This window comes from Vogesella indigofera (assembly GCF_028548395.1).
Taxonomy (GTDB): Bacteria; Pseudomonadota; Gammaproteobacteria; order Burkholderiales; family Chromobacteriaceae; genus Vogesella; species Vogesella indigofera_A.
In genome coordinates, this window is sequence record NZ_JAQQLA010000003.1 from 152,385 (window position 1) to 173,182 (window position 20,798).

Below are 20,798 nucleotides of genomic sequence, written 5' to 3' on the forward strand. Positions count from 1 at the left end.
ACACCGCTGGCTGCGATTTTATTGCCGGCGAGCAGCGCTGTCCGCGCCGCCTGCCGGCGTCTGCTTATGCGTCCGGTACGTTCAGCGAGTTGATGCTGAAACCGCCATCGACATAGGTGATTTCACCGGTGATGCCCGACGCCAGGTCGGACAGCATGAAGGCGGCGGTGTTGCCGACTTCCTCGGTGGTCACGTTGCGGCGCAGGCAGGACTGGTTGGCCGCCATCGACAGCAGCTTGCCGAAACCGGAGATGCCGGCTGCGGCCAGGGTCTTGATCGGACCGGCGGAAATGGCGTTCACGCGGATGCCGTCCTTGCCCAGGCTGGCTGCCATGAAGCGGACCGAAGCTTCCAGGCTGGCCTTGGCCAGACCCATCACGTTGTAGTTCGGGATCGCACGCACCGCGCCGAGGTAGGACAAGGTCAGCAGCGCGCCGTTGCGCCCCTGCATCATCGGACGGGCGGCCTTGGCCAGTGCCGGGAAGCTGTAGGCCGACACGTCGTGTGCGGTCTGGAATGCTTCGCGGGTCAGTGCATCGAGGAAATCACCTTCCAATGACTCGCGCGGGGCGAATGCAATGGCGTGTACCAGGCCGTCGAGGCCGTCCCATTCCTTGCCAAGGTCAGCAAACAGCTGATCGATTTCCTGATCGTTCTGTACGTCGCAGCGGAATACCTGTGTGCTGCCGAAGTCGGCGGCCATTTCGCGGACGCGGTCTTCCAGTTTGTCTACGACATAAGTGAACGCCAGTTCAGCGCCCTCACGGTGACAGGCCTGCGCGATACCGTAGGCAATCGACCGGTTAGAAATCATGCCGGTAATCAGGATCTTTTTACCCTGCAAGAAACCCATGTTGAATCCTTCGTTATTTTCAAGCAAGCGCGCATTATAACCGCCTATTGTCCGACAGTGTTTGTTCTCTCTGCGCTTGTCGTGCGCAGTGTGTTGAAACAGCCCCTGTCAAGGCTTGCTGCCCGTGCCGGGTATTGCTACCATCGGCCATCAAACCTGAAATTGACAGACTTCGAGAGGAAGACGATGAGCGACCTGATCCTGCATGTGACTGATGATTCTTTCGAACAAGAAGTACTTAAGTCCGAGCAGCCGGTGCTGGTGGATTACTGGGCCGAGTGGTGCGGTCCTTGCAAGATGATTGCACCGATCCTGGATGATGTTGCCAAGGAATATCAGGGCCGTCTGACCGTTGCCAAGCTGAACATCGACCAGAACGAAGCCACCCCGCCGAAGTTCGGCATCCGTGGCATCCCGACGTTGATGCTGTTCAAGGGCGGCGAAGTGGCCGCAACCAAGGTTGGCGCTTTGTCCAAAACGCAACTGGTTGAATTCCTGAACAATAACCTGGCCTGATTGAATTGACACGCCTGTACTGATCGGCTATCTTCAAGCCAGATCTTCAAAAGTCGAGCGACCTGACACGGTCGCTCGATTCTCATCTGATTTCCCCTGTACTCACTAGCAGCGCATCCCGTTTTTTGTCCCGTTACCGGTCGACGCCACACATACCATGCATTTATCCGATCTCAAGCATCAGCACGTCAGCGAACTCGTAGAAATGGCCATCGCCAACGAGATCGACGGTGCCAACCGCCTGCGCAAGCAGGATCTCATCTTTGCCATCCTGAAGCATCAGGCCAAAAAAGGCGAAAGTATTTTCGGCGAAGGCACCCTGGAAGTGCTGCCTGACGGGTTCGGCTTTCTGCGTAGCCCGGAAGCGTCCTATCTGGCTGGCCCTGACGATATCTACGTCAGCCCGTCGCAGATCCGCCGCTTCAACCTGCATACCGGCGACACCATCGATGGCGAGATCCGCACTCCGAAAGAGGGCGAGCGTTACTTTGCACTGGTCAAGGTCGACAAGGTCAACGGCGGTCCGCCGGAAGCGGCCAAGCACAAGATACTGTTCGAAAACCTGACGCCGCTGTTTCCGACCGAACGCCTGGTGCTGGAACGTGACATCAAGGCCGAAGAGAACATCACCAGCCGCATCATCGACCTGATCGCGCCAATCGGTAAAGGTCAGCGCGCCTTGCTGGTGGCGCCGCCAAAGTCGGGCAAGACGGTGATGCTGACCCATATCGCGCACGCGATCACCACCAACCATCCGGAAGTGGAAATGATCGTGCTGCTGATCGACGAGCGCCCGGAAGAAGTGACCGAAATGCAGCGTTCGGTGAAGGGCGAAGTGGTTTCCTCGACCTTCGACGAACCGGCCACCCGTCACGTGCAGGTTGCCGAAATGGTGATCGAGAAGGCGAAACGTCTGGTCGAGCACAAGAAGGACGTGGTGATCCTGCTGGACTCCATTACCCGTTTGGCCCGCGCCTACAATACCGTGATCCCGTCCTCCGGCAAGGTGCTGACCGGTGGTGTCGACGCCAACGCCCTGCAGCGCCCGAAACGTTTCTTTGGTGCGGCGCGTAATATCGAAGAAGGCGGCTCGCTGACCATCATCGCCACCGCACTGGTGGATACCGGTTCGCGCATGGACGACGTGATCTTCGAGGAGTTCAAGGGCACCGGCAACATGGAGCTGCACCTCGACCGTCGCATGGCGGAGAAGCGTACCTTCCCGGCGATCAACATCAACCGCTCCGGCACCCGCCGCGAAGAGCTGCTGATTCAGCAGGATCAGCTGCAGCGCATCTGGGTGCTGCGCAAGCTACTGTACCCGATGGACGATCTGGAGGCGATGGAGTTCTTGCTGGGCAAGATCAAGGCCACCAAGACCAACCTGGCGTTCTTTGATTCGATGCGTCGCTGAGACGCCAGGCATGACTGTTCAAACGCCAGGTTTCCCTGGCGTTTTTCTTTGCAGAAGCGAAATAATGAACTGGATGGATTTACTGCTGGATCTGGACGGCTATTCGATCATCGGTACGGTGGCGTTTGCGGTTTCCGGCTATCTGCTGGGGGTGCGCAAGCATCTCGACCTGCTGGGGGTGGTGATTGTCACGCTGCTGACGGCGATCGGCGGTGGTATCATCCGCGACATGCTGGTTGGCCGCATGCCGATGGTGTTCCTCGATAACACCAACCTGGTGGTGATCGCGCTGACCGTGCTGCTGGCGTGGCTGGTGCGGCTGCACAAGCGCGAGAACGAGGTGCTGACCACGCTGTTCATCATCGCCGACTCCATCGGTCTGGTGGCCTTCAGTCTGGCCGGGGCCAAGCTGGGGGTGGAGTTCCACCTCAATGCCTTCGGCGTGATCCTGCTCGGTTTTGTGACCGCGGTCGGTGGCGGCATCGTGCGCGACATGATGGTCAACGACGTGCCATTCATCCTGCACAAGGATTTTTACGGCACGGTGTCGATCGTGGTGGCGGCGCTGCTGTTCCTGCTCAGCCGCTTCGGCTGGGACCATCTGCTGGCGGTGCAACTGGTATTCGTCGCCGGCGTGGCGTTGCGCCTGCTGGCGCACTGGGGCGAGCTGTCGCTGCCCAAGCTGGCGGCACAGCGGAAAGGACGGGATAACTGATGTGGCCTGCCGAGTTCGAGCGTGCCCACGCCTGGTTTGCCGCGGCACTGGCGCAGATGTCGGCGGTGGCGGACGACGAGGGGCTGTTGCCGCGGCCGCAGGCGCACAGCCAGGCGGCGGTATTGCTGGCCATCGTCTGGCAGCAGGGCGAGCCCAGCGTGCTGCTGACGCGGCGTACCGCGCACCTGCGCAGTCATGGCGGCCAGATCAGCCTGCCCGGCGGCAAGCTGGAGCCGCAGGACGCGGACGCGGCCAGTGCCGCCTTGCGCGAGGCGGAGGAGGAGGTCGGCCTGCCGCCGGCGCTGGTGCAGCTGGCCGGGGTGATGCCGCCCTACGTCACCATCACCGGTTACGAGGTGACGCCGGTGCTGGGTCTGCTGGCGCAACCATTCCAGCCGGTGCCGGCGCCGGACGAGGTTGACGAGGTGTTCTTCGTGCCGCTGGCACATCTGATGGATGTCGCCGCCTACCAGCGCCACGCGGTGCAGCGTGATGGCCTCAGCGGCCACTACTATGCGATCAGCTACGGCGACTACTTTATCTGGGGGGCCACGGCGGCGATGTTGCGGCGACTGGCGCTACACCTAGCGGTGTGGTCGCGCTGAGACTGCCGGTAATCTTGAAACGAAAAAAACCACCGCAGTGCGGTGGTTTTTTGTTTGCGGCCAACCTTGGCGTTTAGCGCTTCGGCGGGCTGAACAGCGCCGAGGTCTGGCGCGGCTTGCCGCTGCCGCCTTGGCGTGGCTTGCCGCCACCACCGGCCGGTTTGCCGCTGCCGCCATTGCGCGGCTGGCCTGCTGGCTTGCGCAGCGGGGCATCCTCGGTCGGCGAAATGCCCAGTGCGTGCAGCGTCAGCGTTGGCTGGCGAGGGCCGTCGTCATGGAAGTAGTTGCCGTTCGGCTCCTGCTGCGGATTGCGCTTGGGCGCGTTGTTGCGCGACTCGTTGCGACGCGGCTCGGCGGCGGCCTGTGGCTGACGCGGTTTGCCGACCGCCGGCTTGGCGCTGCCGTTGGCCGTTTTGGCGGCGGCGGGCTTGCCGTTGTTGCGTGCAGCGGCCGGGCGAGCGGCGTCATCGCGCGGCTCGTTGCGACGGCCGTTGCTGTCACCCTGGCGCGGTTTGGTTTGCGCTGCCGGCTGGCGGCGCTGGTTGCTGCCACCGCTGCCTTCGCGGCGCTTGCTGCTGCCTTTTGGCGGCGTGGCGGTCGGGGTCAGCGCGCCGTGGATGTAGCGGCCAAGGCCAATTTCGATGGCCTGTGGTTCTTCGTTAGGGTTGGCCTCGAAGCCGGGCACGGTGAAACGGTCCACGGTCTGCTTGGTCAGCTTTTCGATGTCACGCAGGAAGCCCAGCTCGTCCACGCAAACCAGCGAGATCGCCTCGCCGACGCAGCCGGCGCGGCCGGTACGGCCGATGCGGTGCACGTAGTCTTCCGGTACGTTCGGCAGCTCGTAGTTGACCACGTGCGGCAGTTCTTCGATGTCCAGGCCGCGGGCGGCGATGTCGGTGGCAACCAGAACCGGCAGGCTGCCGTCCTTGAAGCCAGCCAGGGCCTTGGTGCGCGCGCCCTGGCTCTTGTTGCCGTGGATCGCCATCGAGGCGATGCCGGCTTTTTCCAGTTTCTCGGCCAGGCGGTTGGCGCCGTGCTTGGTACGGGTGAACACCAGTACCTGGTGCCAGTCACCGCCCTTGATCATCTCGATCAGCAGCTCGGTCTTGCGGTCGCGGTCGACCAGATGCACTTTCTGGGTGATCTGGGCGTTGGTCTGGTTCGGACGTGCCACCTCCACCAGCTTGGGCTGGTTCAGCAGCTTGTCGGCCAGAGTCTTGATCTCGCTGGAGAAGGTGGCCGAGAACAGCAGCGTCTGGCGCTCCTTCGGCAGCATCGCCAGCACTTTCTTGATGTCGTGGATGAAGCCCATGTCCAGCATGCGGTCGGCTTCGTCCAGTACCAGGATCTCGACGCCGGACAGGTCGACGGTCTTCTGACCGGCGTGGTCCAGCAGGCGACCCGGTGTCGCCACCAGGATGTCGACCGGCTTGCGCAGCTGGGCGATCTGCGGGTTGATGCCGACGCCGCCGAACATCACCATCGATTTCAGCGGCAGGTATTTGCCGTACTCGCGTACGGATTCTTCTACCTGGGCGGCGAGTTCGCGGGTTGGGGTCAGCACCAGTGCGCGCGGACGGCCTTTCTGCTTGGACGGTTGATCCATCAGGCGGTGCAGCAGCGGCAGGGTGAAACCGGCGGTTTTACCGGTACCGGTCTGCGCTGCGGCCAGCAGGTCGCCGCCTTGCAATACTTGAGGGATGGCCTGCGCCTGGATCGGGGTAGGCTGGGTGTAGCCGGTATCGGCTACGGCACGCAACAGTGGCTCGGCAAGGCCTAGTGCGGCAAAAGTCAGTTCGGACATTTATTGTGCAATCAGGATGTCTGCCCATTGCAAAGACAATACCAATCCGGGCGGACAAAAATAGTGTTTTCAATGGAGGACCCGGCGGGAGAGTGCGGGTCTGAAGAAAAGGTCGCGGTGATTGGTGGCACGCGATTCGCTAGTGTACTCCGATTGCCGGCGTTGTGCAGCGAATCATTGACAATAAATTGCAGGTATGCGGTTTGGGTGAGGCGGGGTGCTGCATTGCAACACCCCGCCCGGCGCCGTCAGTGGCGGAAGTGGTTCACGATGCTGGAGAAGTCCAGCTTGCCATTGCCGTCGGCGACGTGGCTTTCGTACAGGTTGCGCGCCAGCGCGCCCAGCGGGTTGGCGGCGTGGCTTTGCAGCGCGGTTTCCTCGGCAAGGCCGAGATCCTTCAGCATCAGCTCCGACATGAAGCCGCCGCTGTAGCCGCGGCTGGCCGGGCTGTTCTCCATCACGCCCGGCCACGGGTTGTACAGCTCAAGCGCCCAGTTGCGGCCGGAGCTTTTGCTCATGATCTCGGACAGTACCGCCGGATCGAGGCCGTTTTTCACCCCCAGTGCCAGTGCCTCGGCGGTGCCGGCCATCAGGATGCCGAGCAGCATGTTGTTGCACACCTTGGCGGTCTGGCCGGCGCCGATGTCGCCGGCGTGGAAGATGTTCTTGCCCATCGCCGCCAGCAGTGGCCGCGCCGCTTCAACGTTGGCCGCATCGCCGCCGACCATGAAGGTGAGAGTGCCGGCGGCGGCGCCGGCGGTGCCGCCAGACACCGGTGCGTCGAGGAAGCGCAGGCCGGCGTCGCTGGCGGTGCTGCCGACGCCGCGTGCGGTGTGCGCGGCGATGGTGCTGCAATCGAGCACCAGCGTGCCGGCGGGCAGGCGTGCGATCAGGCCGTCGTCACCGAGGTAGAGCCCTTCGACATGACGCCCGGCCGGCAGCATCGAGATCACCGCGTCGGCGTCCTGTATCGCCTCGGCGACGCTGGCGGCTGCCTTGCCGCCGTGCTCGCTGAAGTGTTGCAGCGCCTCGGCGGAGAGGTCGACCCCGCTGACGCTGAAACCGGCTCGCACCAGATTGATGGCCATCGGGCCGCCCATGTTTCCCAGGCCGATAAAGGCAATATGTTGCATGTCTTGCTCCTCTTGCGTGTGTCAGTGCAGCGTGGCCAGCGGGTGATCCTGCTCGCGCCACGGCGAGCGGAAGTGCTGCGCCACCCAGTGTTGGTCAACTGCGGCCAGCGTCGGGCGCGACCACTGCGGGTTGCGGTCCTTGTCGACCAGCAGCGCGCGTACGCCTTCGCGGAAATCCGGCGCGGCGCAGAAATTCAGCGACAGAACCAGCTCCATGCGCAAGGCCTCGGCCAGCGACAGGTGTCTGGCGCGGCGAAAAATCTCCCAGGTGACGGCGGCGCTGCTCGGGCTGCCGGCGGCGTAGCTTTTGGCGGCCGCCGCCAGCCACGCGTCCTCGAAGGCGGTGTGGCGCAGCGCCTGGTCCACCGCTGCCAGCGAGCCCTTGTTCATCAGCTGGTGGATCAGCGGCAGGCAGCGCGAAACATTGCTGTCGGCCAGCGCGTCGCCGTTGCCGGCTTCCAGCTCGCCCAGCAGCGCGGTGAGCTGGCCATGGTTGGCTGTGCTGTCGGCGTGCCAGCCGCTGGCGGTCAGGGTGGCCAGCAGCTGCGGCCAGCCGTCCTGCGGCAGGATGTGGTCGGCGAGATTGCACAGCAGCGCGTCGCGCGCGTTCAGCGGCGCGCCGGTAAGACCGAGAAACAGGCCGGCCCTGGCCGGCATGCGCTGCAGGAACCAGCTGCCGGCGACATCGGGATACAGGCCGATGCTGATTTCCGGCATCGCGATGCGGGTGCTGGCGGTAGCGACGCGGTGGCTGGCACCGGCCATCAGGCCGAGCCCGCCGCCCATCACGATGCCGCTGCCCCACAGCAGGATAGGCTTGGTGTAGGTGTGGATGCGGTAATCTAGTGTGTATTCGGCGGTGAAGAACGCCTCGGCCTGCGGATTGGGCCACTGCTGCTCGGGGTCGCTGACCAGCGCGTCGCGCATCGCGCGCACGTCGCCGCCGGCGCAGAAGGCCTTGTTGCCGGCGCCGCGCAGCAGCACGGCGACGATGCCGTCATCCTGAGCCCAGATCGACAGCCGCGCGTCGAGCAGGCGGATCATGTCGCCGTTGAGCGCGTTGAGCGCCTTTTCTGCGTTCAGCGTGGCCACGCCGAGGCGGTGGCCGCTGGCGGTGCTGATTTCTTCAAACAGTACGACGTCGTTCATGCTGCTCCCTTACTTGTGCTTATCACGCTGCTATCGCGGCGCCCGAGCCTGGTGCGGTTAGCGGTTTTGCCACTGCGGCGTACGCTTCTGCAGGAAGGCCTGCACCCCTTCGCGCTGGTCTTCCGTATCGAACAGCTTGATGAACAGCTCGCGCTCGTGGATCAGGTTGGCCGCAGGCGGGGCGTGGCGCGCGGCCTGTACCAGGGTCTTGCAGGCGGTGACCGAGCAGGGCGACTGGCGGCCAACCTTTTCTGCCAGCGCCAGCGCCGCGTCGCGGGCGGCGCCTTTCGATACCACTTCTTCCACCAGCCCGATGCGCAGCGCGGTGGCGGCATCGACGCGCTCGCCGCACAGGATCATGCGCTTGGCCCAGCCTTCGCCGACCAGGTGCGGCAGGTTCTGCGTGCCGCCGGCGCAGGGCAGCAGGCCGACGGCGGCCTCCGGCAGCGCCATCTGCACCTGTTCCTCGGCAATGCGGAGGTCGCAGGCCAGCGCGCACTCCAGCCCGCCGCCCATCGCGTAGCCGTTGATGGCGGCGATGCTGACGCCGCGGAAGGTGGACAGCGTCTCGAACGCCTCGCCGAACAGGATGGTCATGCTGGCGGCGACGCCCTTGTCGCCGTCGGCGAACAGCTTGAGGTCGGCGCCGGCGGAGAAGAATTTTTCGCCTTCACCGGTGATCACCAGCGCGTAGATGTCGCGGTCGGCGTTGAGATCGGCCACCAGCCGCTTCAGCGCCTGCAGGCTGTCGTAGGTCCAGGTGTTGGCCGGTGGGTTGGCGATGGTGATCAGGGCGGTGTGGCCGCGTTTTTCAACAATCAGGTTGGCGTAGTCTTGCATGTTCGGTTCCTGTGTTTGCCACCTCAGGTCTGGCGTTGCCGGCAACGGCGGCCTGGCGCTGTGGTGCGGGTGGGGCTGGCAATGTCTCTATTTCAATCGCGGTCAGCGCAGGTTTTCCAGTGCGCCGTCCTGCAACAGCTTGCGTGCGATGATCACACGCATGATTTCGTTGGTGCCTTCCAGAATCTGGTGTACGCGGTTGTCGCGTACGTAGCGCTCCAGCGGGTATTCCTTGATATAACCGTAGCCGCCAAACAGCTGCAGTGCCTCGTTGGCGACCTTGAAACCAACGTCGCTGGCGAAGCGTTTCGCCATCGCGCAGTAGGCGCTGGCGTCCGCGCTGGCGTTGTCCAGCTTCCATGCGGCCAACCTGACCATCTGCCGTGCGGCGACCAGTTCGGTGACCATGTCGGCGAGGCGGAACTGCACGCTCTGGAACTCGGCAAGCGGCTGGCCGAACTGCTGCCGTTCCTGTACGTAGCGGGTGGCGGCGTCCAGCGCCGCCTGCGCGGTGCCGACCGAGCAGCTGGCGATGTTGATGCGGCCGCCGTCCAGCCCCTTCATCGCGAAGCCGAAGCCCTGGCCTTCCTCGCCCAGCAGGTTGGCCGCCGGTACCACCACGTTGTCAAAAGTGATGGCGCGCGTGGGCTGGCTGTTCCAGCCCATCTTCTTTTCCTTCTTGCCGTAGACGATGCCGGGCAGGTCGGCCGGCACCAGCAGCGCGGAGATACCGCGCGCGCCGGCGCCGCCGGTGCGCGCCATCACCACCAGCACGTCGCTGCTGCCGGCTCCGGAGATGAAGGCCTTGCTGCCGTTGAGGATGTAGTGCTCGCCGTCGCGCTCTGCACGGGTGCGCAGGTTGGCCGCATCGGAGCCGGCGCCCGGCTCGGTCAGGCAGTAGCTGCCGAGCAGCTCGCCGCTGGCCAGTTGCGGCACCCACTGCGCCGCCACTTCCGAGCGGGCAAAGCTGCCGACCATCCAGCTCACCATATTGTGGATGGTGAGGTAGGCGGTGGTGGAGGTGCAGCCGCCGGCCAGCGCCTCGAACACGATGGCGGCATCCTGCCGCGTCAGGCCGAGGCCGCCGTACTGCTCCGGCGTGTACAGGCCGCAGAAGCCCATTTCGCCGGCGCGGCGGATGGCGTCCACCGGGAAGATTTCCGCCTCGTCCCAGTGTGCTGCGTGCGGCGCCAGCTCGTTATCGGCGAAGGCGCGCGCGCTGTCACGAAAGGCGATTTGTTCGTCGCTGAGTGCGAAGTCCATGCTTGGTTCCTTTTCTGCTTCGCCGGCCGCCGCGCCGCGCCACGGGCACGGGGCGGCTGCGGCCAACGTTGCGCTTATTTCAGCTGGATGGTGGTGTGCACCTTGCCGCTGCTGGCCTCGTCGTCGAACCAGCGGCTGGTGACGGTCTTGGTCTGGGTATAGAACAGCACCACCTGTTTGCCGTAGGGGCCGAGGTCGCCGAGCTTGGACGCGCGTGAGCCGGTGAACGAGAACAGCGGCACCGGCACCGGGATCGGCACGTTGATGCCGACCTGACCGACGTCGATCTCCTCCTGGAAGTGGCGCGCCGCGGCGCCGCTCTGGGTGAAGATGGCGGTGCCGTTGCCGTTGGGGTTGGTGTTGATGATGGCTATGGCCTCGTCGAGGCTGTCGGCGGCCATCAGGCACAGCACCGGGCCGAAGATTTCCTGGTCGTAGATCGCCATCCCCGGCTTGACGCCGCTGAAGATGGTGGGGCCGACGAAGTTGCCGTGCTCGAAGCCGGCCACGCTGACGCTGCGGCCGTCCAGCTCCAGCGTGGCGCCTTGCTCGACGCCCTTGGCGATCAGGGTGGCGACGCGGTCCTTGGCGGTGCAGGAAATCAGCGGCCCGATGTCGGGGTTGGTATGGCCGGGGCCGACCTGCAATGTCTTGGCCTTGGCCACCAGCTCGGGAATCCATGCTTGCGCGTCGCCGACCAGCACCGCCACCGTCAGCGCCATGCAGCGCTGGCCGGCGGCACCGAAGGCGGCACCGGTGAGCTGGTTCAGCGCCTGTTCCTTGTTGGCGTCCGGCAGCACGATGGCGTGGTTTTTGGCGCCCATCATGCACTGCACGCGCTTGCCGTTGAGGCTGGCGCGGTTGTAGACGTGGGTGCCGACCTTGCTGGAGCCGACGAAGGAGATCGCCTTGATGTCGGGATGGTCGCAGATCGCGTTGACCACCTCCGCGCCGCCGTGCACCACGTTGAGCACGCCCGGCGGCACGCCGGCTTCCAGTGCCAGCTCGACCAGGCGCATGGTTACCATCGGGTCCTGCTCCGACGGCTTCAGCACGAAGGTATTGCCGGTGGCGATCGCCATCGGGAACATCCACAGCGGGATCATCGCCGGGAAGTTGAACGGGGTGATGCCGGCGCAGATGCCCAGCGGCTGCATCACGCTGTAGGTGTCGACGCCGCCGGCGACGTTCTCGGCGTAGTCGCCCAGCTGCAGGCTGCCGATGTTGGCCGCATGCTCGACCACCTCCAGGCCGCGGAACACGTCGCCTTCGGCGTCGGCCAGCGTCTTGCCCTGTTCGGCGGTGAGGATGGCGGCCAGCTCCTTCATGTGTTCGCGGATCAGCTGCTGCAGCTTGAGGAAGATGCGGGCGCGGGTGCCGATCGGGGTTTTCTTCCAGCTCTTGAAGGCGGTCTTGCCGGCGGCAACGGCGGCGGCCACTTCGGCGGTGGTGGCCATCGGTACCCGTGCCAGCACTTGCTGGGTGGCCGGGTTGATCACGTCACGCCATTCGCTGGTGGTCGATTCGATGAATTCGCCGTTGATCAGCAGCTTGACGGTAGGCAGGTGCGACATGGTGTTTCTCCTTTGCGGGCGGCGTGGCGCGTGCGGCTGGCGGCCGTGGTGTTAGATAATTAGTGCACGTTGACGTAAACGTCAATTTAATCTCAATTTAGAGCAAGCGCTTGGTTTTTTTGAGGGCGCAATACAAGCAGCGCAAACCGTGTGGCTATGCTGTTGCGTGGCGGGTACAGGCGGCGGTTGGTATTGCCGGTCATCTGTCTGCATAGACCGCCGCCGGCGGCGAAAGTGCGGCCGCCGACCCGGCCCGGTGCGGCGTTCAGGCCAGGCTGCGCTCGTCGGCGATGACCTTGCCGTCGGCGGGCAGGCTGCCGGGGGCGCACAGCACCACCTCGCCGCGCAGCTTGCACACCTCGCGCAGGCTGGCGGCAAGGTTGGCCGCAAGGCTGCTGTCGTGCTGATCACCGACCTCGGCGTGCAGCGTCATCACGTCGAGCTGCTCATGCTGCGTCACCACCAGCCGTGCACGCCGCACCGCCGGGTGGCGCTGTGTCACCGCGTGTACCTGTTCCGGGTGCACGAACATGCCCTTGATCTTGGTGCTCTGGTCGGCGCGACCGAGCCAGCCACGTATGCGCTGGTTGCTGCGCCCGCACGGCGACGGGGTGTCGATCAGCGCCGACAGGTCGCCGGTGGCAAAGCGCAGCAGCGGATAGTCGCGGTTGAAGCTGGTGACCACCACCTCGCCGATCTCGCCGGCCGGCACCGGCTCGCCGCTACCGGGGCGCACGATCTCCAGCAGCACGCCCTCGTCGATGACCATGCCCTGATCCGGTGCGGTTTCGTAGGCGATCAGGCCGAGGTCGGCGGTGGCGTAGCACTGCAGTACGCTGATGCCGCGCGCGGCGAACCAGGCGCGCAGGCTGGCCGGCAACGCCTCGCCGCTGACCAGCGCCTTGTTGAGATGCGGCAGCGCGACGCCGAGCTGGTCGGCCTTTTCCAGAATCAGCTTCAGGAATGACGGCGTGCCGGTGTAGGTGCTGGCGCCGAGATCGCGCAGCGCCGCCACCTGCAGTTCGGTCTGGCCGGGGCCGGCGGGGAACACCGCGCAGCCCAGCGCGCGGGCGCCGGCGTCGAGCATGAAGCCGCCGGGGGTGAAGTGGTAGGAAAAGGCGTTGTGCACCAAGTCACCGGCGCGCACGCCGGCGGCGTACAGCGCGCGGCTGAGGCGCCAGAAGTCGTCGCCGTGGCCCTGCGGCTCGTAGATCGGGCCGGGCGAGGCGAACAGCCGTGCCGCCTGTCCCGGCGCCAGCGCGGCGAAGCCGCCGAACGGCGGCGCCGCTTGTTGCGCGGCGATCAGTGCCGACTTGCGTGTCAGCGGCAGGCCGGCCAGCGCCTGCAAGGAGGTGATGTCGGCCGGTTCGATGTCGGCGAGCAGCGCGGCGTAGGCGGCGCTGTGCGCCTTGGCGTGGGCGATCTGCGCCGGCAGCGCGGCCAGCTGTGCGGCCAACCTTGCGGCGGGGGCGCGGGTTTCCAGTGCGTCGAGGTAGGGCATGGTGACTCCTGTCGGGGGCGGCGAGGGCGGGCGCGTCACGCCAGCCAGCGTTTGCGGCGGCGGTAGTGCTTCACCTCACGGAAGCTCTTGCGGCCTTCGCCGCCGAGACCGAGGTAGAACTCCTTCACGTCCTCGTTGCTGCGCAGCTCGTCGGCGCTGCCGTCCATTACCACGCGGCCGTTTTCCAGGATGTAGCCGTAGTGGGCGTAGCGCAGCGCGACGTTGGTGTTTTGTTCCGCCAGCAGGAAGCTGACGTTTTCCTGCTGGTTCAGTTCGCGAACGATCTCGAAGATCTCCTCGACGATCTGCGGCGCCAGCCCCATCGACGGCTCGTCGAGCAGGATCATCTTCGGGTCGGCCATCATCGCGCGGCCGATGGCGACCATCTGCTGCTCGCCGCCGCTGGTGTAGCCGGCCTGACTCTGGCGCCGTGTCTTCAGTCGCGGGAAGTAGTGGTAGATGCGCTCCAGCGCCAGCTTGATCTCGCTGCGGCTGATGGCGCGGGTGTAGGCGCCGGTGAGCAGGTTTTCCTCGACGGTGAGGTGGCCGAAGCAGTGGCGGCCTTCCATCACCTGGATCACGCCCTGTTTCACCAGCTGGTCCGGGGTGCCGTTGTCGATGCGCTGGCCGCGGTATTCGATGGTGCCCTTGGTGATGTCGCCGCGCTCGGAGCGCAGCAGGCTGGAGATCGCCTTCAGCGTGGTGCTCTTGCCGGCGCCGTTGGCGCCGAGCAGGGCGACGATCTGGCCTTCCGGCACGTCCAGCGACACGCCCTTGAGCACCAGAATGACGTGGTTGTAGATCACTTCGATGTTGTTGACCGACAGCAGGTAAGGCGTTGCGGTGGCTTGCATGGGCGTAGGCTCCGTGAGGGCCGGGGCGGAACCCCGGCCGGGTCAGCAGTGAGGTCGGCAGGCGCCGGCGCGCGCCACGGCGGCGCGGCCGGTGCCGGCGGCATTACTTCTCGGCGGCGCAGTCACGCAGCTTCATGCTCTTTTCCTGGCTGTACTTGTCGACCGAGGCCTTGATCAGCGGCAGGGTGACGCCGGTGTCGGCCTTGATCCAGCCGGAAACCGGTTTCCAGTCCTTGCCGTCCCACTGCATGAAGCGGGTGTAGCCGCTGCCTTCGTGGTTCTGGCAGCTGGTTTTCACCTGCGGGAACATGTCGGTCACGCCCAGTTCCTGCTGCCGCTTGGCGTCGATGTTGAGGTTTTCCATGCCCCAGCGGATCTGGTCGCCATTGAGTGTCTTGGCGCCGTATTTCTTCTGCGCGGCGCGGATCGCCTCCACCATCAGGATGCCGCTGACCACGCCGCGGTTGTAGTTGACGGTACCGATGAAGCCCTTGTCGGAGAGGTTGCCCTTGCCGGCGCCGTACACGGTCTTCTCGATGTTCTGGATCACCGGGAACTGCTTGCCGTCCAGCGCGAAGCTGCCGGCGATATAGCCCTTGGCGGCGTCGCCGGCGGCGATGGCGTCTTCTTCCGAGCCGCCCCACCAGTTGGCGACGATGTTTTCACGCGGGAAGCCGACCTTCTGCGCCGATTTCAGCGCCGCCGGCGTCATCACCCCCCAGCTGCGCAGCAGCACGAAGTCGGGACGCGCGCGGCGGATTTCCAGCCACTGCGACTGCTGCTCGGTGCCGGGCGCCGGCACTTCCACGTGCTGCAGTTCAAAGCCGTACTTCTTCGCCATCGCGTCCAGCACCGGGATGGTTTCCTTGCCGTAGGCGGAGCCGTGGTACAGGTTGACGATCTTCTTGCCCTTCAGGTTCTGCATGCCGCCGACGCGCTGGCCGAGGAACTGCACCTTGGCAGTGGCCTGGCTCCAGTAGCTGGTGATCAGCGGGAACACGTACTTGAAGGCGCGGCCGTCCTGCGCGTCGGCGCGGCCGAAGCCCATGGTCATCAGCGGAATCTTGTCCTTCTCGGCGCGATCCATGGTGGCGTAGGTGATGCCGGTGGACATGAAGTTGAACGCCGAGGCGCCGCCGTTCTTCGCTTTCAGACGCTCGTAGCATTCCACGCCGCGGTCGTTCTTGTACTCGGTCTCGCACTCCTCGTAGGTGAGCTTGACGCCGCCGACGCCGCCTTCCTTCAGGTTGACGTAGTTGAGGTAGTCGATCATGCCGCCGTAGAACTTGGCCCCGCCGGAGGCGTAGGCGCCGACACGGTAGCTGGGGATCGGGATGAACTGGTCGGCGGCCTGGGCCACACTGGCAACGGTCAACAGGGCGAGCGATACGGCAACAGCGGATTTCTTCATGGTGATGTCTCCTGGTCTTTCTCTGTTGTGGTGCTGCTTGGGGTCATGCTTCGGCTGGCCGCGACCTTGCGGCCAACCTTTGGGTCGTTGCCGGGCGCGTCAGTGCGGGAACGGCCACACGCGCAGTTTTTCCTTGGCGATCTGCCACAGCCGGGCGAGGCCGTGCGGCTCGACGATCAGGAAGAAGATGATCAGACCGCCGAACAGCATCATTTCCAGGTTGGCGAGGAACTGGGTGCTGATGGTGTCGTGGAAGGCCTGGCCGAGCAGGTTGAGGCAGATCGGCAGCAGCACGATGAAGGCGGCGCCGAGGAAGGAGCCGAGGATGCTGCCGACGCCACCGACGATGATCATGAACAGCACCTGGAAGGAGCGGTGCAGGTCGAAGGCCTGCGCATCGACGGTGCCCAGCAGCACGAAGGCGTACAGCGCGCCGGCCACGCCGCAATAGAAGGAGCTGATGGCGAAGGCGAGCAGCTTGGTGCGCAGCATCGGGATGCCGATCACCTCGGCGGCGACGTCCATGTCGCGAATCGCCATCCAGGCGCGGCCGATGCTGGCGCGGGCCATGTTCTTCGCCGCCAGCGCCATCAGCGCCACGATGGACAGCGTCAGCAGGTACTTGCTGGCCGGGGTGTCGATGGCGATGCCGAATACCTGCATCGGCGGTGCCGAGATCACACCGGAGCTGCTGTAGTTGGTGAACCAGCCGAACTTGGTGAACACCCACTCGATGAAGAACTGCGCCGCCAGCGTCGCCACCGCCAGGTAGAAGCCCTTGATGCGCAGGGACGGCAGGCCGAAGGCGACACCGACCAGCGCCGCCGACAGGCCGCCGAGGAAGATGGCGAGCAGCAGCGGCATGCCAGGCATGCGCAGCATGAAGTTGTAGGTGGCAAACGCGCCCACCGCCATGAACGCCGCCGAGCCCAGCGACAGCTGCCCGGCGTAACCGGTGAGGATGTTCAGCCCCAGCGCCGCCAGCGACAGGATCAGGAACGGGATCAGGATGCCAGACAGCAGGTAGTCGCTGCCCAGCCCCGGCAGCACCACGAAGGCGAGCGCGAGCAGGGCGGCGATGAACAGCCGGTCCTGGGCGATGGTGAGGATGGCGGAGTCCGCCGCGTAGGAACTCTTGAACTGACCCGATTCACGGTAGAACATGGTTTACACCCTCTCGATATGTTTTTCGCCGAACAGGCCTTCCGGACGCACCAGCAGGAACAGCAGCGCCAGCATGTAGGGGAACCAGTTCTCGATGCCGCCACCGACGAACGGCCCCAGGTAGACCTCGGCCAGCTTCTCGCCGGCGCCGATGATCAGGCCGCCGATGATGGCGCCCGGCACCGAGGTGAAGCCGCCGAGGATCAGCACCGGCAGCGCCTTCAGCACCACCAGCGTCAGCGCGAACTGCACGCCGAGGCGCGAGCCCCACAGCAGGCCGGCGACCAGCGCCACGAAACCGGCGACGCCCCACACGATGGCCCAGATGTGCTTCAGCGGAATGCCGACCGACATCGCTGCCTGGTGGTCGTCGGCCACTGCGCGCAATGCGCGCCCCAGCTTGGTCTTGCTGAAGAACAGCGCCAGCGCCGCCACTAGCGTGCCGCCGACCGCGGCGGCGAACAGGTCGAACTTGGAGATGAACACGCCGCCGACATCGAACGGCTCGTCGGCGATGCCCAGTTCCAGGCCGTGCACGTCGGTGCCCCACACCATCTGAGCCAGCCCTTCGAGGAAGAAGGACAGGCCGATGGTGGCCATGAATAGCGTGATCGGCGGCTGGTTGACCAGCGGCCGCAGCACCACCCGCTCGATACCGACGCCGAGCAGCACCATCAGCGCCAGCGTCAGCAGCAGCGCCAGCCAGAACGGCACGCCCATCGCCTGGATGGAGACAAAGGACAACGCGGCAAACAGCACCATCGCGCCCTGCGCAAAGTTGAACACGCCGGAGGCCTTGTAGATCAGCACGAAGCCCAGCGCCACCAGCGAATACATCACGCCGGCGAGCAAGCCGCCCACCAGCACCTCAAGGAAAAACTGCCATTCCATGTCTTGCTCCTTGCCGCGTGCGGCCAACGTTGGCCGCACGCGGCGTTAACGGGTACCTCGAAAAACCTGCTGCGCCAGCCGATTGCTGCGTTGCATCGTCCTCGCTCCCTCGTTGTACGCCTTATACTATCTCGGTCGCTGTGGGCGCTGCGCCTTGCACTCGACTGGCTCGCGACGGTTTTTCGAAGTGCCCTAACGGCGATTAGTGGGAGGTGCCGAGATAGGCGGCGATCACGTCGGCGTTGCCGCGGATCTCGTCCGGGGTGCCGTCGCCGATCTTCTTGCCGTAGTCGAGCACCACCACGCGGTCGGAGATGTCCATCACCACCCCCATGTCGTGCTCGATCAGCACGATGGTGGTGCCGAACTCGTCGTTGACGTCGAGGATGAAGCGGCACATGTCCTGCTTTTCCTCCACGTTCATGCCGGCCATTGGCTCGTCCAAGAGCAGCAGCGTCGGCTCGGCGGCCAGCGCCCGCGCCAGCTCGACGCGCTTTTGCAGGCCGTAGGGCAGGCGCCCGACCGGGGTCTTGCGGATGTGCTGGATTTCGAGGAAGTCGATGATCTTTTCCACCTGCTCGCGGTTGGCGATTTCCTCGCGCTGGGTGCGGCCCCAGTACAGCGCCTGCTGGATGAAGTTGGAGCGCATCTTCAGGTTACGGCCGGTCATGATGTTGTCCAGCACGCTCATGCCCTTGAACAGCGCGATGTTCTGGAAGGTGCGCGCGATGCCCTGACGCGCCGCCTCGTGCGGCCGCATCTTGCTGCGCGCCTCGCCGCGGTAGATCACGCGGCCCTGCTGCGGGTGGTAGACGCCGTTGATCACGTTCAGCATCGAGCTCTTGCCGGCGCCGTTGGGGCCGATGATGGACAGCACTTCGTGCTCGCGCACTTCCAGGCTGATATTAGTCAGCGCCTTGACGCCGCCGAATGACAGCGAGATGGCTTCGGCTTGCAGGATGACGTCGCCGATTTTGCGGTGCGGGTTCATGCGGCCTCCTTGGCGGTGGCGGGGAAGGTCTTGGCGTCGCGGATTTTCACCGTGGCGCGGATATTGCCGCTGCGGCCGTCCTCGAACTTCACCTGTGCGTCGATGGTGCAGTCGCGCTCGTCGCTGTTGAGGGCGGCGATCAACGGCGCGTAGCGCTCGGCGATGAACTTGCGGCGTACCTTGCGGGTGCGGGTCAGCTCGCCGTCGTCGGCGTCCAGCTCCTTGTGCAGGATCAGGAAGCGCTTGATCTGGCTGCCGGCCAGCCGCGGGTCGGTAGCGAGGTCGGCGTTCATCTTCTCGATGCACTCGCGGATCAGCTCGTACACCGGCTCCTGGCCGGCGAGGTCGGTGTAGCCGGTGTAGGCGAGGCCGCGCTTTTCCGCCCAGTTGCCGACGGCGATCAGGTCGATGTTGATGAAGGCTGTGGCGTAGTCGCAGCCGTCGCCGAAGGCGACCACTTCCTTGATCTGCTGGAAGAATTTCAGCTTGTTTTCCAGGTATTTCGGTGCGAACAGGCTGCCGCAGTTCATGCGGCCAACGTCCTTGGCGCGGTCGATGATCTTGAGGTGGCCGTCCTCGTCGAAGAAGCCGGCATCGCCGCTGTGCACCCAGCCTTCGCTGTTGCGCGTCTCGGCGGTGGCGTCGTCGCGCTTCCAGTAGCTGTGGAAGGTACCGGGGCCGCGGAACAGCACCTCGCCGCTGTCGGCGATCTTCACTTCCACGCCCGGTACCGGCACGCCGACGGTGTCCGGCTTGACCTTGTCGTTGGGGTGCACGCACACCATCACGTAGGCTTCGGTCTGGCCGTACAGCTGCTTGATGTTGACGCCGAGGGCGCGGTAGAAGTCGAACAGCTCGGGGCCGATGGCCTCGCCGGCGGTATAGGCGAGCTTGAGGCGGGTGAAGCCGAGCACGTTCTTCACCGGGCCGTAGACCAGCAGTTCGCCGAGCTTGTAGCCGACGCGGTCCCAGAAGCCGACCGGCTTGCCTTCCAGGATGGCGGTGCCGACGCGGCGGGCGTGGTCCATGAAGTAGTGGAACATCTGGTACTTGATGCGGCCGGCGTCTTCCATGCGGATCATCACCTGGGTCAGCAGGTTTTCGTACACGCGCGGCGGGGCGAAGTAGTAGGTCGGCCCGATCTCGCGCATGTCGGTCATCACCGTGTCGCTGGACTCGGGGCAGGACACGCAGAAGCCGGTGACCATCGATTGTGCGTAGGAGAACAGGTTGTCGCCGACCCACGCCATCGGCAGGTAGGCCAGCACTTCCTCGTGCTCGGTGAGGCCTTCAAGGTTGGCCGCATTGCGCGCGGTGATGATCATGCTGTCGTTGGTGTGCAGCACGCCCTTGGGATTGCCGGTGGTGCCGGAGGTGTACAGCATGATCGCCGGATCGCCGCCGCGGCCCAGATCAACCATGTTCTGGAACAGCAGCGGGTGCTCGTCGTGCTGCACGCGGCCGGCGCCGAGGATTTCGGCGATGTCGTACAGGCCGCTGTGCTGGTAGTGGCGCAGGCCGCGCGCGTCGTCGTAGACGATGGCCTGCAGCGTCGGCAGGCGGTCGCGGATTTCCAGCAGCTTGTCGACCTGTTCCTGGTCCTCGACCACCGCCATCGCCACTTCGGCATCGGACAGCACGAACACCATTTCTTCCGCCGCCGAATCCTGGTACAGCGGCACCGGCACGCCGCCCAGACACTGCGCCGCCATGATCGCCATGTACAGGCGCGGGCGGTTGTCGCCGATCACGGCCAGACGGTCGCCGCGCTTGAAGCCTTTGCTGGCAAGGCCGAGGGCGAGGGCGCGCACTTCGGCCGCCACTTCCTGCCAGCTCCAGGTCTGCCAGATGCCGAGGTCTTTCTCACGCATTGCCGGGCGCGCGCCACGTTGCTGGGCATGGGCCAGCAGCAGCTTGGGGAACGTGTCTGCCGTGTGGCCATGCTCAATGACGGGGCGGACAGTTTCAGGCTTGGCCATTCTCGTGTCTCCTCTTGTGTTTTTGGGGCGGCAGCAGGCTGCCACGGGTGGTGCGTGGCCCGGGAACGGGCGGGGGTGAAGCCGGGTAAAATCAGACAGGCTTGTGGCCAGTGGGAATGCGGAAGGCTTGTGGCCTTTGCG

Annotated in this window: 18 protein-coding genes; 4 read left to right on the forward strand and 14 right to left on the reverse strand. The window is 65.1% G+C overall.

The annotated features are described in order from the left end of the window. Positions 1-64: 64 nt before the first annotated feature. Positions 65-853, reverse strand: coding sequence for an enoyl-ACP reductase FabI (gene fabI, locus PQU89_RS02725; protein ID WP_189372537.1), 789 nt, complete (start codon positions 851-853; stop codon positions 65-67). A 186-nt stretch (positions 854-1,039) separates the two neighbouring features. Between fabI and trxA the strand changes: the two genes are divergently transcribed. From trxA to PQU89_RS02745, 4 genes are all read left to right on the forward strand, one after another. Beyond that, on the forward strand, positions 1,040-1,369 hold the full coding sequence (gene trxA, locus PQU89_RS02730) for a thioredoxin TrxA (RefSeq protein WP_047967082.1): 330 nt from the start codon (positions 1,040-1,042) through the stop codon (positions 1,367-1,369). A 157-nt stretch (positions 1,370-1,526) separates the two neighbouring features. Continuing rightward, a complete protein-coding gene (rho, locus tag PQU89_RS02735; RefSeq protein ID WP_047967081.1) occupies positions 1,527-2,783 on the forward strand; it encodes a transcription termination factor Rho in 1,257 nt (418 codons plus the stop codon). 64 nt (positions 2,784-2,847) lie between these two features. Further along, positions 2,848-3,498, forward strand: coding sequence for a trimeric intracellular cation channel family protein (locus tag PQU89_RS02740; RefSeq protein WP_272764504.1), 651 nt, complete (start codon positions 2,848-2,850; stop codon positions 3,496-3,498). Then, complete coding sequence (locus tag PQU89_RS02745) at positions 3,498-4,103, forward strand: CoA pyrophosphatase (RefSeq protein ID WP_272764505.1); 606 nt, start codon at positions 3,498-3,500, stop codon at positions 4,101-4,103. Before PQU89_RS02740 ends, PQU89_RS02745 begins: the two co-directional genes overlap by 1 nt. A 73-nt stretch (positions 4,104-4,176) precedes the next feature. On the opposite strand, the gene PQU89_RS02750 is transcribed toward PQU89_RS02745, so the two are convergent. The 13 genes from PQU89_RS02750 to PQU89_RS02810 form a co-directional block, all read right to left on the reverse strand. Continuing rightward, positions 4,177-5,907, reverse strand: coding sequence for a DEAD/DEAH box helicase (locus tag PQU89_RS02750; protein ID WP_272764506.1), 1,731 nt, complete (start codon positions 5,905-5,907; stop codon positions 4,177-4,179). 248 nt (positions 5,908-6,155) lie between these two features. After that, positions 6,156-7,040: a 3-hydroxyisobutyrate dehydrogenase gene (gene mmsB / locus PQU89_RS02755; RefSeq protein ID WP_272764507.1), complete on the reverse strand. Its 885-nt coding sequence runs from the start codon at positions 7,038-7,040 to the stop codon at positions 6,156-6,158. A gap of 21 nt (positions 7,041-7,061) precedes the next feature. Continuing rightward, complete coding sequence (locus tag PQU89_RS02760; protein ID WP_272764508.1) at positions 7,062-8,189, reverse strand: enoyl-CoA hydratase/isomerase family protein; 1,128 nt, start codon at positions 8,187-8,189, stop codon at positions 7,062-7,064. 57 nt (positions 8,190-8,246) lie between these two features. Next, a complete protein-coding gene (locus PQU89_RS02765; protein WP_272764509.1) occupies positions 8,247-9,029 on the reverse strand; it encodes an enoyl-CoA hydratase in 783 nt (260 codons plus the stop codon). A 102-nt stretch (positions 9,030-9,131) separates the two neighbouring features. Then, positions 9,132-10,292 (reverse strand): acyl-CoA dehydrogenase family protein, encoded by a 1,161-nt coding sequence (locus PQU89_RS02770; RefSeq protein ID WP_272764510.1) that lies wholly within the window; start codon positions 10,290-10,292, stop codon positions 9,132-9,134. Positions 10,293-10,366: 74 nt separating this feature from the next. Then, a complete protein-coding gene (locus PQU89_RS02775; RefSeq protein WP_272764511.1) occupies positions 10,367-11,866 on the reverse strand; it encodes a CoA-acylating methylmalonate-semialdehyde dehydrogenase in 1,500 nt (499 codons plus the stop codon). Positions 11,867-12,131: 265 nt separating this feature from the next. Next, positions 12,132-13,367: a phenylacetate--CoA ligase family protein gene (locus tag PQU89_RS02780; RefSeq protein ID WP_272764512.1), complete on the reverse strand. Its 1,236-nt coding sequence runs from the start codon at positions 13,365-13,367 to the stop codon at positions 12,132-12,134. A gap of 35 nt (positions 13,368-13,402) precedes the next feature. Further along, entirely contained in the window at positions 13,403-14,221 is an 819-nt protein-coding gene (locus PQU89_RS02785; RefSeq protein ID WP_272757756.1) for an ABC transporter ATP-binding protein, read from the reverse strand. A gap of 103 nt (positions 14,222-14,324) precedes the next feature. Further along, positions 14,325-15,632 (reverse strand): ABC transporter substrate-binding protein, encoded by a 1,308-nt coding sequence (locus PQU89_RS02790; RefSeq protein ID WP_272764513.1) that lies wholly within the window; start codon positions 15,630-15,632, stop codon positions 14,325-14,327. A gap of 99 nt (positions 15,633-15,731) precedes the next feature. Beyond that, entirely contained in the window at positions 15,732-16,796 is a 1,065-nt protein-coding gene (locus PQU89_RS02795) for a branched-chain amino acid ABC transporter permease (RefSeq protein WP_272764514.1), read from the reverse strand. A 3-nt stretch (positions 16,797-16,799) separates the two neighbouring features. Further along, the gene (locus tag PQU89_RS02800; protein ID WP_047965979.1) at positions 16,800-17,687 is read right to left on the reverse strand and encodes a branched-chain amino acid ABC transporter permease; all 888 of its coding nucleotides are present in this window, start codon (positions 17,685-17,687) and stop codon (positions 16,800-16,802) included. A 202-nt stretch (positions 17,688-17,889) separates the two neighbouring features. After that, on the reverse strand, positions 17,890-18,678 hold the full coding sequence (locus PQU89_RS02805) for an ABC transporter ATP-binding protein (protein WP_047965980.1): 789 nt from the start codon (positions 18,676-18,678) through the stop codon (positions 17,890-17,892). Continuing rightward, entirely contained in the window at positions 18,675-20,657 is a 1,983-nt protein-coding gene (locus PQU89_RS02810; RefSeq protein ID WP_272764515.1) for an AMP-binding protein, read from the reverse strand. Before PQU89_RS02810 ends, PQU89_RS02805 begins: the two co-directional genes overlap by 4 nt. Between the last annotated feature and the right edge of the window lie 141 nt (positions 20,658-20,798).

Bases quoted from the DNA above. Each gene is read 5' to 3' on its own strand.
- PQU89_RS02795 (WP_272764514.1), bottom strand. From the start codon at position 16,796: ATGTTCTACCGTGAATCGGGTCAGTTCAAGAGTTCCTACGCGGCGGAC.
- PQU89_RS02760 (WP_272764508.1), bottom strand. From the start codon at position 8,189: ATGAACGACGTCGTACTGTTTGAAGAAATCAGCACCGCCAGCGGCCAC.
- PQU89_RS02805 (WP_047965980.1), bottom strand. From the start codon at position 18,678: ATGAACCCGCACCGCAAAATCGGCGACGTCATCCTGCAAGCCGAAGCC.
- rho (WP_047967081.1), top strand. From the start codon at position 1,527: ATGCATTTATCCGATCTCAAGCATCAGCACGTCAGCGAACTCGTAGAA.
- PQU89_RS02765 (WP_272764509.1), bottom strand. From the start codon at position 9,029: ATGCAAGACTACGCCAACCTGATTGTTGAAAAACGCGGCCACACCGCC.
- trxA (WP_047967082.1), top strand. From the start codon at position 1,040: ATGAGCGACCTGATCCTGCATGTGACTGATGATTCTTTCGAACAAGAA.
- PQU89_RS02745 (WP_272764505.1), top strand. From the start codon at position 3,498: ATGTGGCCTGCCGAGTTCGAGCGTGCCCACGCCTGGTTTGCCGCGGCA.
- PQU89_RS02740 (WP_272764504.1), top strand. From the start codon at position 2,848: ATGAACTGGATGGATTTACTGCTGGATCTGGACGGCTATTCGATCATC.
- PQU89_RS02750 (WP_272764506.1), bottom strand. From the start codon at position 5,907: ATGTCCGAACTGACTTTTGCCGCACTAGGCCTTGCCGAGCCACTGTTG.
- mmsB (WP_272764507.1), bottom strand. From the start codon at position 7,040: ATGCAACATATTGCCTTTATCGGCCTGGGAAACATGGGCGGCCCGATG.
- PQU89_RS02785 (WP_272757756.1), bottom strand. From the start codon at position 14,221: ATGCAAGCCACCGCAACGCCTTACCTGCTGTCGGTCAACAACATCGAA.
- PQU89_RS02770 (WP_272764510.1), bottom strand. From the start codon at position 10,292: ATGGACTTCGCACTCAGCGACGAACAAATCGCCTTTCGTGACAGCGCG.
- PQU89_RS02780 (WP_272764512.1), bottom strand. From the start codon at position 13,367: ATGCCCTACCTCGACGCACTGGAAACCCGCGCCCCCGCCGCAAGGTTG.
- PQU89_RS02775 (WP_272764511.1), bottom strand. From the start codon at position 11,866: ATGTCGCACCTGCCTACCGTCAAGCTGCTGATCAACGGCGAATTCATC.
- PQU89_RS02790 (WP_272764513.1), bottom strand. From the start codon at position 15,632: ATGAAGAAATCCGCTGTTGCCGTATCGCTCGCCCTGTTGACCGTTGCC.
- PQU89_RS02800 (WP_047965979.1), bottom strand. From the start codon at position 17,687: ATGGAATGGCAGTTTTTCCTTGAGGTGCTGGTGGGCGGCTTGCTCGCC.
- fabI (WP_189372537.1), bottom strand. From the start codon at position 853: ATGGGTTTCTTGCAGGGTAAAAAGATCCTGATTACCGGCATGATTTCT.
- PQU89_RS02810 (WP_272764515.1), bottom strand. From the start codon at position 20,657: ATGGCCAAGCCTGAAACTGTCCGCCCCGTCATTGAGCATGGCCACACG.